The 9337-nt window shown below is 70.5% G+C and carries 9 protein-coding genes; 6 read left to right on the forward strand and 3 right to left on the reverse strand.

Annotation, left to right across the window (positions count from 1 at the left end):
* Positions 1-40: 40 nt before the first annotated feature.
* Complete coding sequence (locus tag Aco03nite_RS51735; protein WP_203810522.1) at positions 41-958, reverse strand: NAD-dependent epimerase/dehydratase family protein; 918 nt, start codon at positions 956-958, stop codon at positions 41-43.
* A gap of 93 nt (positions 959-1051) precedes the next feature.
* Here Aco03nite_RS51735 and Aco03nite_RS51740 point away from each other — a divergent pair, with 93 nt between their 5' ends.
* The 4 genes from Aco03nite_RS51740 (at position 1052) to Aco03nite_RS51755 (ending at position 5223) form a co-directional block, all read left to right on the forward strand.
* Positions 1052-1648, forward strand: a complete 597-nt coding sequence (locus tag Aco03nite_RS51740) for a TetR/AcrR family transcriptional regulator (RefSeq protein ID WP_203810524.1) — start codon at positions 1052-1054, stop codon at positions 1646-1648.
* Between the two features lie 437 nt (positions 1649-2085).
* On the forward strand, positions 2086-2670 hold the full coding sequence (locus Aco03nite_RS51745) for an RNA polymerase sigma factor (RefSeq protein ID WP_203810526.1): 585 nt from the start codon (positions 2086-2088) through the stop codon (positions 2668-2670).
* Between the two features lie 464 nt (positions 2671-3134).
* The gene (locus Aco03nite_RS51750; RefSeq protein ID WP_239146148.1) at positions 3135-4217 is read left to right on the forward strand and encodes a CU044_5270 family protein; all 1083 of its coding nucleotides are present in this window, start codon (positions 3135-3137) and stop codon (positions 4215-4217) included.
* A gap of 136 nt (positions 4218-4353) precedes the next feature.
* Positions 4354-5223, forward strand: a complete 870-nt coding sequence (locus Aco03nite_RS51755) for a hypothetical protein (protein ID WP_203810529.1) — start codon at positions 4354-4356, stop codon at positions 5221-5223.
* On the opposite strand, the gene Aco03nite_RS51760 is transcribed toward Aco03nite_RS51755, so the two are convergent.
* On the reverse strand, positions 5192-5896 hold the full coding sequence (locus tag Aco03nite_RS51760; protein WP_203810531.1) for a phosphatase PAP2 family protein: 705 nt from the start codon (positions 5894-5896) through the stop codon (positions 5192-5194). The genes Aco03nite_RS51755 and Aco03nite_RS51760 overlap by 32 nt on opposite strands.
* Positions 5897-5952: 56 nt before the next feature.
* The gene (locus Aco03nite_RS51765) at positions 5953-6699 is read right to left on the reverse strand and encodes a hypothetical protein (RefSeq protein WP_203810533.1); all 747 of its coding nucleotides are present in this window, start codon (positions 6697-6699) and stop codon (positions 5953-5955) included.
* A gap of 378 nt (positions 6700-7077) precedes the next feature.
* Between Aco03nite_RS51765 and Aco03nite_RS51770 the strand changes: the two genes are divergently transcribed.
* Together Aco03nite_RS51770 and Aco03nite_RS51775 are read left to right on the forward strand one after the other, a co-directional pair.
* Positions 7078-8226 carry an MFS transporter gene (locus Aco03nite_RS51770; RefSeq protein ID WP_203810535.1) on the forward strand — a complete coding sequence of 383 codons (1149 nt, stop codon included), beginning with the start codon at positions 7078-7080 and terminating at the stop codon, positions 8224-8226.
* A gap of 2 nt (positions 8227-8228) precedes the next feature.
* Positions 8229-9236, forward strand: a complete 1008-nt coding sequence (locus tag Aco03nite_RS51775) for a zinc-dependent alcohol dehydrogenase (protein ID WP_239146147.1) — start codon at positions 8229-8231, stop codon at positions 9234-9236.
* The last annotated feature ends 101 nt before the right edge of the window (positions 9237-9337 follow it).

Genomic DNA, 9337 nt, shown 5'->3' on the forward strand with positions numbered 1-9337 from the left:
CCGGCCGCGTGTCCGTTCACCTCGCGCGCCGCGTGTCCGTTCACTTCGCCGGCGCCGCGTCGACCTGGTCGCGGATGGCCACGTCGAGTTCGGTCGCGGTCAGGCCGAACGTCTCGGCGGTCTCGGTCGCGTCCATGTGGAACGGCGCGTAGTACTGGTAGTCCATCTCGGCGATCTCGCGGGCGATCGGCAGCACCGTCCCGGCCGTGCGCATCAGGAACCGGGGCAGCTGGATCAGCCTGATCGGCGGCTTGCCGTAGGCAGCGGCGTACCGGGCCGCCAGGTCACGGATGGTGATCGCCGGCGGGGACGGCACGTGCCAGGCGCGGCCCCACGCCCGGTCGTCGGCGGCGAGCGTGACCAGGGCGTTCGCCATGTCACGGTTGTAGGTGAAGGTGTGCGGCATGTCCAGGTGCCCGGTCACCCAGGCGGTTCCGCCCTTACGCAGCGCCGGTTCGAGGATCATCGCGTAGAAGCCCGTCGCGTCCCGGCCGATGAAGTCGGATCCGCGGGCCTCGACCGTGCGGATGCCGGCGGCCAGCGACTGCTCCCAGTTGCGCTTGCGCAGCAGGCCTTTGCGCCCGGTGGCGGCCAGCGGGGTGTGCTCGTTCATCCGGCCGCCGGGCTGTGGCCCGTACGCATAGAGGCTTCCGGTGTTGGCTAGAACCGCGTCGTTCGCCTGCGCGGCGGCGATCGCGGCGGTCTGCAACGGCGGCAGAAGACGGTGCCAGGAGGTGTACGACGCCGGGTTGGCGCAGTGGTAGATCGCCTTCGCGCCGCGGGACAGCTCGGTCAGGCGGGCCGCGTCGGAGGCGTCCGCGGCGACCCGGTCGATCAGCGGGTGCTCGGGCCCGGAACCGCCCCGGGTGACGATCCGGACGGTCTCACCGCGGGCGGCGAGGATGGTCGCGACGTTCGAGCCGATCGTTCCGGCACCGAGGATGACGTGGTCAGGCATGGCGTCCATTTCTAACGTTGTTAGATTTTCTAACGCCGTTAAGCTAGACCGGGGTCGAGGACACTGTCAAGGAGGTCACTACTGTCTGAGGACATGCCGAGCAGCACACGACGGGCCCGCGAACGAGCCGGCATCCGCGACCGCATCATCGAGGCCGCGCTGCACGTTCTGGAGAGCGAGGGCGCCGGAGCGCTGACCGTCCGGCGCATCGCGACTGACGTGGAGTACACGGCGCCGGTCGTCTATCAGCACTTCGCCGGGAAGGACGCGCTGGTCGCGGAGCTGGTCGTGCACGGGTACGCCCTGCTGATGGCCGACGCCGCCCGCATCGCCGCCGGAGAGCCGGACGTGGACCGCCGACTGCTGCGGGTGGCCGCCGGATATGTGCGGTTCGCCAGCGAACATCCACACCTGTACGAGGTGATGAACGGGACCACGATCGCCGCATCGAACCGCCGTGACGCCGCCCAGCCGACCATCGACCTGTTGACGGAGCTACTGGCCGCCTGGTCGGCGGAGCACGGAGTGACCCCGCCCGGCGACAACGAGGCGTGCGAGATCATCTGGGGCGTGCTGCACGGCCTGGCGTCCCTCGGCTACCACGACACCGTCGGCAACGAACGGGCCCAGCGCCTGGCCGAGCAGGCCTTGGCCACCATCCTCCGAGGCTGGCAAGCCACCGCCCGTTAGCCGACCTCCCACTTTCCGCGCCGGGCAGGCCCTCGCTCCTCATACCGAGGTTCACCTGCCGGGAGCTTTGCCCACCGTGCCGTCCCGGGTCGCGATGAAGCCCTCGGGCCCGTCCACCTGGGCCAACCGATGTTCGCCCTCAACTGGCGGCTCGTTTCGTCTGCCGCCGCCCGCGGCGTTCGCCCTCTGACCGCTGGGGTTGACCCTTCGGCGACGGAAGCTGGACCTTCGCCCATCGAGGTTTGCCTTCCGTCCGGGTTCGGCCCTTCCGGGGGTTCGTCCTCGCCTGCCTCTAGCCGCCGGGTTCGTCTCTCCCAGGTCTACCCGTCAGGATTCGCCGCCGCCTTTCGGGGTCCGCCCTTCTCCTGAGCGCCGTGAAGATCAACTTGGGGTTCGGTCAATCATCGGTGTCAGAGGTTTTCGATGAAGGGGAATGGATGGATGCGGCCGTTGAGGCGCTGAGTGACGGTGATCTGTTGTGGCGGTCCCGGGGTGAGCCGGAGTGCTTCGCGCAGCTGTTCGATCGGTACTTCGCGGTGTTGCACGGCTACGCGGCGCGCCGGCTGGGGCGTGCGGGCGGGGATGACGTGGCGGCGGAGACGATGCTTGTCGCGTTCAGCCGGCGCATGACGTTCGACCCGGCCAAGGGGACGGTCAAGGCGTGGCTGTTCGGGATCGCCACCAACCTGATCCACGGCCAGCAGCGGGACGAGATCCGTGGTTATCGGGCCTACGCGCGGGCGGCAGCCGATCTGGCCGAACCCGGGCACGAGGATCTGGCCACCGCCCGCGCGGCCGCCAGTACGGCCCGCAACCGGATCCTCGCGGCGCTCGCCGACCTGTCCACCGGCGACCGGGACGCGTTGCTGCTGGTGGTGTGGGGCGAGATGTCCCATGAGGAAGCGGCCGCAGCGTTGCAGGTACCGGTCGGCACGATCGGTTCCCGCATGCACCGGGCCCGCCGCCGCTTGCGGGAGGCACTGAACCATTTCCAGGACGCGGATGAGAGGCCCGAGCAGTGATGGACGAACTGTCCCTGTTGGCGAACGCCCGGCCCACCGACCCACCGACCCCGGCCGTCACGGCAGACGCCCGCGACCGGCTGCTCCAGATGATCCGTCAACAACAGCCGGCCCAGGCCGACCCCATCCACGCACAGCCGCCACTTCTGCCCAGCCCACGATCGACAGCCCGCACTGCCCCGGAGGCCCAGCCAGCACCGCAGAACCCGGCGTCCACCCGACCCGGGGCCTTGCCCACACCGCAGAACTCGACGCCCACCCGACCCGAGACCCTGCCCACACCGCAGGACCCAGCGTCCAACCGACCCGGGGCCTTGCCCGCACCGCAGAGCTCGGCGACCACCCGGCCGGGAGCTTTGCCTGCGCCGCCAGACGCCGCCCCCACACCCCCAGCGGGCACCTCACCCGTTCGACAGGATGCCGGCCTTATGCACCTGGCGGTGGTCCCGCGAGCCCCGCGCGAGATGCTTTCGGCCGGCCCGGAAACCCGGCCCAATCCTCAAGAAGACCTCCCCGCCCGGGCTGGGATCGTCCCCGCGCGGCGGCAAAGCCGCTCCGCGGGACGACCGCGCCGGGTCATGCAGTTCGCCTGGGGCGCCGGGATCGCCGCGGCAGCTGTCGTTGTGGTGGCGGCCGGGCTGCTGACCGGCACCCCCGAGCCTTCCATCGGCCCGACCACGCCGATGAGCGCCCCGGACCTGCTACGGCGCGCTTCACTGGTCGCCGAAAAAGAGGAACTCGCACCACGACCCGGCCAACTGCTCCATGTCGTCATGAGCGAGGTCGCGGCGACAGGCGGTGGCCCCACGGCCGTTCCCGTCGAGGGCAGCACCACGCCCACCCCGCACCAGACCGACGTCACACCCGGCTCGGGCACTTCGCCCGCAAGCAGTTCGAATGCCGAGCCCACATCGGTGGATTCGGACGTGATGTGGCTTCAACCCTCGCGGTGGCAGGGCTGGGAGGCGGCGGCCGGTGACCGGCCCGGGTTCATCCGGATCGCCTACGGAACGCCGCGACCGGTGCCGGGCGGCTCGCTGCCGGCCCAGGCCCGACGGCCGGCGAATGCTGAATGGCGGGTCGCGGCCTGCACCGGAAGTCTGACCGCGCCGACGTACGCGTTCCTCGCCACCCTGCCCACCGACCCACGGCAGCTGGCGAAACGGGTGACGGCACAGGATCCGGATGACACCTGGGACGCGCTGTCCGGACTCACCCGCGCACCGCTCGCCCCGCCGAAACTGCGAGCGGCCGTCTATCAGCTGATGGCGGAGCAGCCCGGCGTGGAACTGGTCCCCACGGCGGTCGACGCCGCCGGCCGGTCCGGCATAGCGGTCGCCCGGACACTCACCGGCCGGGGACTGCGCTCCGAACTGATCTTCGATGCCGGCAGTTACCGCTATCTCGGCGAACGACAGGTGTCGACGGCGACGAACGTGACGATCGATTCCCGGGCGGTACTCGCGGTCGAGATCGTCGACGCGCCGCCGAAAGCCGGCCCGAACACCCAGACCTCGGGTTGTGGCGCCAACCGGCTGCCGCGCTGAGCAACTCCACAAGACCGAATCCGTACAGCGAACGGTGAGCCGGCTGCCACGCCGGCCGGTTCACCGTGCCCGAAAGGAGCTTCGTGACCAGCGCCTGACAGCGGTCGCCGCAGTGATCGGATTGACTTTTCCGGCCATGGCGATACCGAACGGCTATCACGTCGCCCTGACCCACCGGGATCGAAACGGCGCGCTTACCGGCACGTACGGCAGCGTGTTAGTTGATCTTGAAAGTGGTGAGGTCCGCAACGTCCCGAACGAGGCGGACGGCACCGTGACGATGCGGCTGGACGCGGGTGGACATCTGCTGCGCAGCGTCGTGCGAAGCCCGTCGACCGGGGAAACGTCCCTGCTCGTTCAACCGGTGCTCGACCCGGCGGCCGATCGGCACATCGATGTCGATGCCCGTCTCGCCCGGCCCGTCGTCGCCCGCCCCGAACGTGCTTCGGCCGTCAGCGCCCAGGCCGCCGTGGTCGTCGCGCAGGAGACCGGCGGTGCCGGTTACGTCGACATGGTTCCAGGATTTCGTGGCCTGTCCACTGCCCGCATCGGCCCGAGCCGTGCGGCGCCCGTATTCACCAGCGCCGTCGTGGCCGATTTTACCCAGCCTGGACCGGACGGCGACTTCACCGACAGCCCGTACGTCTACCACCTGACCTGGGTGCATCACGGCACTCTGCCGACCGGCTTCCGGCGCACCGTGGCCGACCATGAACTGGCCACGGTGATCGCCTCGCACGCGGCGGCCCCACCGGCCCGGTTGTCGGTCGAGGTTTCCTTCGACGACAAAACCTGGCTTCCGGTACGCCTGACCCGCACCGCCCACGGCTGGACCGCCCACTTGCATCATCCGGCCGGTGCGGGTTTCGTCTCCCTACAACGCCGAGTTCAGACTCTCTCCAACGGCTTGCAGGCAAGGCGGAGAACCGCTCCGAAGCGGCTGGCCGTCGCCGGTCAGCTGGGTGCGGGAAATATCAGCGGAGCGCGGGATAGAGCAGTCCGGTAGCGCAAGCGCCCACCACGGCACCGGCCAGAACCTGGGCCGTGGTGTGGTCGCCGAGCCGGACGCGGGACCAGCCGACCGCCGCGGCGAGTGGCCAGGTGAACAGGAGAACCCAGCCGAAGACGACCGTGAAGGTGACCGCGGTACCGGCCGCCACCAGGGAGTGGATGGAGATCTTCCAGCGGGCCAGAAGGGTGATCGGCGTGGCGACGACCAGCGCGGCGGCCATGCAGGCGATCAACGCCAGCAGATCTCGCGGAGCTCCGGCGGCGGCCAGGGCCAGCGTGCCGGAAGCGGTCGAACCCAGGCAGACGAGCATCGGCAGGGTCCGCTGCGAGCGTTCGCCGACATGCCGATCGGTCCAGGCACCCCGCCGGACACCGCGCAGAATGTAGGCGATCGGCAGGAAACTGGCCGCAGCCGCCGCGATGACACCGGTGACCAGCGCTGACATCGGGGTTTCCGCGGAAGCCCAGGCCACCGCGAACAACACCACCGCCACCAGCACCGCCGGCGACAGAATCTCGGTGACCACCCTCGCCACCCGATCCGCGAGCCGCCCACCGGCCGGGCTCTCGGCACTGGGCCGCGCACCCACCCCTACAGCGTCGGCGGCCGTGGTGCCCTCATCCGTCCGGGGATCAGCTTCGGTCACACCGCGCTCGGAGGTCGCCATGGCGCCGATCATCGCAAATCACCCGTGCGAGTCCTGCCCCGGCCCGAGAGGATCCTTCACACCACGATCCGATGCGAGGCGCCCCATTCCTCGTCTTCGTCGTCGTCCGCGACCATCAGCCACTCGCCGGGCAACCGCTCCCGCACGGCCTGCACCGCTTCCGGGGTCCGGCCATGGACCCACAGCCACGTCTCGCCGTCATTTCGCAGCAGCACATCAGGACCGGCGAACCAGCGCACCCCCGGGCCGTCCATCCCGGCCCAGAACGGGAAGACCGGCAGCGGCAGGGGTTCGTAAGCGGCACACACCAGCGCATTCGTGGTCTCGTCCAACTCCCGGTGATCGACGTCGCGTTGGTCAGCGGAGAACATCGCCTCCGACATCACCATTTCGACGAGCGCCAGGGAGAGCCGGTCGGAGTAGGGCACCCAGCCGTCGCCGTCGTTCACGAGGACCGGTGGATCGTCCTGACCGGAGTCCTGACCGGACACGCCCCACCTCGCGCAGTTCTGCGCCTCCACCCGGAACACCAGGACACCGTCGGCGGCGATCGCCAGGCTCTGCGGCGGCACCAGGAAGTCCTGAACGGCGGTCAGATCCCGTCGGCCCCCGAACTGCAGATAGGCCTCGCGCAGTGCGGCCGGCAGCACGAAACCGATCTGGTCCTCGCCCACCCGCACCAGGGCCGGGTCGGCACCATCGCCCTCGACGACCGGGCGGCCGAATGCCGCGGTCAGCACTCGAACGAAATCCCACCCTCGGTGACGGTCGCCTGCGGCCAGTCCGTCGAGACCTTCGAGCATGTCGATCACCATAGACGGCCGGTTCGCTCACCCAGAAGAGCCGATCGTCGAAGGAAGGGCAGGCCGATTCCACCCGCCTCGCCACTCTCACCTTCCACGTTGGTGACCTTGGTTGCGAGCAGCTCCGCATGCCATCGCCGGCCTCGCATTCGGCCATCCAGGGTGGGGTGCGACAGGGAACCCCGGGGCGCCGGCGATCCGGCAGGGCGACTGGACTTCGGGGACGTTTCGGGGTGGCCGGCACGGACGCACACGCCCGGCGGGCGCTGTGGGGCCCTGATGGGCCGCCTGCCTTGCGGGGTAGTCACGGGATTGTGGGTAGGCGTACCGAATGGTGGATCTTGACGCTTTTGATCTGTTTGTAAGAGGCTCGGGGGCGTGAAGCGCTTACTCCCGGCGGCGGCGGTTTTTCTCGTCGCGCTCTGTCTTCGGCCGGCCATTACCGGGGTGGGGCCGTTGTTGCCGCAGGTCGGGGTGGATCTGGGACTCGGTGAGAGTGCTCTGGGTGTGCTCGGGGCGCTGCCTCTGCTGGCGTTCGCGGTGGTGTCGCCGCAGGTGCACCGGCTGTCGGGGCGGCTCGGGATGGAACGGGCCGTTCTGGTCGCGTTGCTGGTGCTCGCCGCGGGGACGGTCGTGCGGTCCTGGACCGGGTCGGCGGGGCTGTGGGCCGGGACCGTGATCATCGGGTGTGCCATCGCGGTCGGGAACGTTCTCGTTCCGGCCATCGTGAAACGCGACTATGCGGACAACGTGTCACGCGCGACCGGGCTTTACACCGCGTTCCTCACCACTGCGGCGTCGCTGGCTTCGGCGGTGGCGGTGCCGATCGCGGACGCGGTGGACTGGCGGCTGTCGCTCGGGGTGTGGGGTCTGCTGGCGCTTGCCGTCGCGGCGGCCTGGGCGCCACGGGCCCGGAACGCGCCGGAGCACGAACCGGTGCGGACGAGCAGTGACGTCGCGGTGTGGCGGCAGCCCCGCGCGTGGCTGATCACCGCGTTCATGGGGTTGCAGTCGACCACGTTCTACGTGCTGGTCACCTGGCTGCCGACGATCGAGATCGCGAACGGTGTGTCGGAGCGGACGGCGGGTCTGCACCTGTTCCTGTACCAGGGGCTGGGCATCGTGGGCGGTCTGGCCATCCCGCTGATCCTGAACGTCCGGCCACGCCTCGGCGCGATCATTTCCAGTCTGCCGGTGGTGGTGGCGGTGCTCGGTCTCCTGCTGGCGCCGGGGTTGGCGATCCTGTGGGCGCTGATCGCCGGGCTCGGGCAGGGCGCCGGCCTGGTGACCGCGCTGACCCTGATCAGTCTGGGTGGGCGGACCGCCGCGGAGACGACCCGGCTGTCCGGGATGGCGCAGTCGCTGGGGTACCTGTTCGCGGCGGCGGGACCGGTGGCGGCCGGGGTTCTGGCCGAACGGACCGGTGGCTGGCGGTCGACACTGGTCATGGTTCTCGGGCTGGGCCTGGTCCAGGTGGCGGCGGGGGCGGCCGCGGCACGATCCCGCGCGCACGCTCTAGGATCATGATCATGATGCGTGCGCTGGTCCTCACCGGGCCCGGAAAAGCCGAGGTCCAGCGGGTTCCGGTGCCGGTCGCCACGGCCGGGCAGGTCGTCGTCGACGTGGCCCGGGCCGGGGTCTGCGGCACCGATGTGGAGCTGTTCACCGGTGAGATGAGCTACCTGCACAGCGGCGTCTCGTCGTACCCGGTGCGCCCCGGCCACGAGTGGTCCGGGACGGTGCGTTCGGTCGGCGAGGGCGTCGACGAGTCCTGGATCGGGCGGCGCGTCACCGGCGACACGATGATCGGTTGCGGACACTGCCGTCGCTGTGTCGCCGGTCGCCACCACGTCTGCCCGGAGCGCCACGAACTCGGCATCCGCGATGGGCTCGCCGGTGCCCTCGCCGAACGGCTCGCGTTCCCGGCCGCCTACCTGCACGCGCTGCCGGACACCGTCGACGCCACCGCCGGCGCGCTCGTCGAACCGGCCGGCAACGCGCAACGCTGTGTCGACGCCGCCGCCCTCACCTCCGGTGAGCGCCTGCTGATCCTCGGCACCGGGTCGATCGGCCTGCTCACCGCCATGCTCGCCCGCGCCCGCGGCATCGAGGTGCACCTGCTCGCGGAGAACCCGGAGTTCGCCCGCTCGTTCGGTTTCCCGTCGACGTGGACCCGCGCGACACTGCCGGACCTGCCGTGGGACGCGGTCGTCGACGCCTCCAACGGGCCGGAACTGCCCGCGCTCGCGGTGTCGCTCGTCGAACCCGGCCGGCGCGTCGTCTACATCGGGCTCTCCGGCACGCCCAGCATGCTCGACACCCGCGACGCGGTGCTCAAGGACGTCACCACCGTCGGCATCCTGGGCGCGTCGGCCGGTCTGGCGCCGGCGATCGCCGCGTTCGCGTCCGGTTCGGTCGACCCGCGCCCGCTGGTCGCCGCCACCGTCGGCCTGTCCGAAGCCGCCGGCGTCCTGGCCGGTCACCGCCCGGCGAGCGCCTCACGGGGGCCGAAAATCCTGATCGACCCCACCATCTAGTACGGCTACCCGCACGGTTTCCAACTCGCCCGCCGGTGCGGCTGGCCGGTGCGGGCCGCTTCACCCGGCCCGGAGTTCCCGCGCCCTCCGGCCCGCGTCAG

Origin of the sequence: Actinoplanes couchii, assembly GCF_016862075.1 — a bacterium.
Taxonomy (GTDB): Bacteria; Actinomycetota; Actinomycetes; order Mycobacteriales; family Micromonosporaceae; genus Actinoplanes; species Actinoplanes couchii.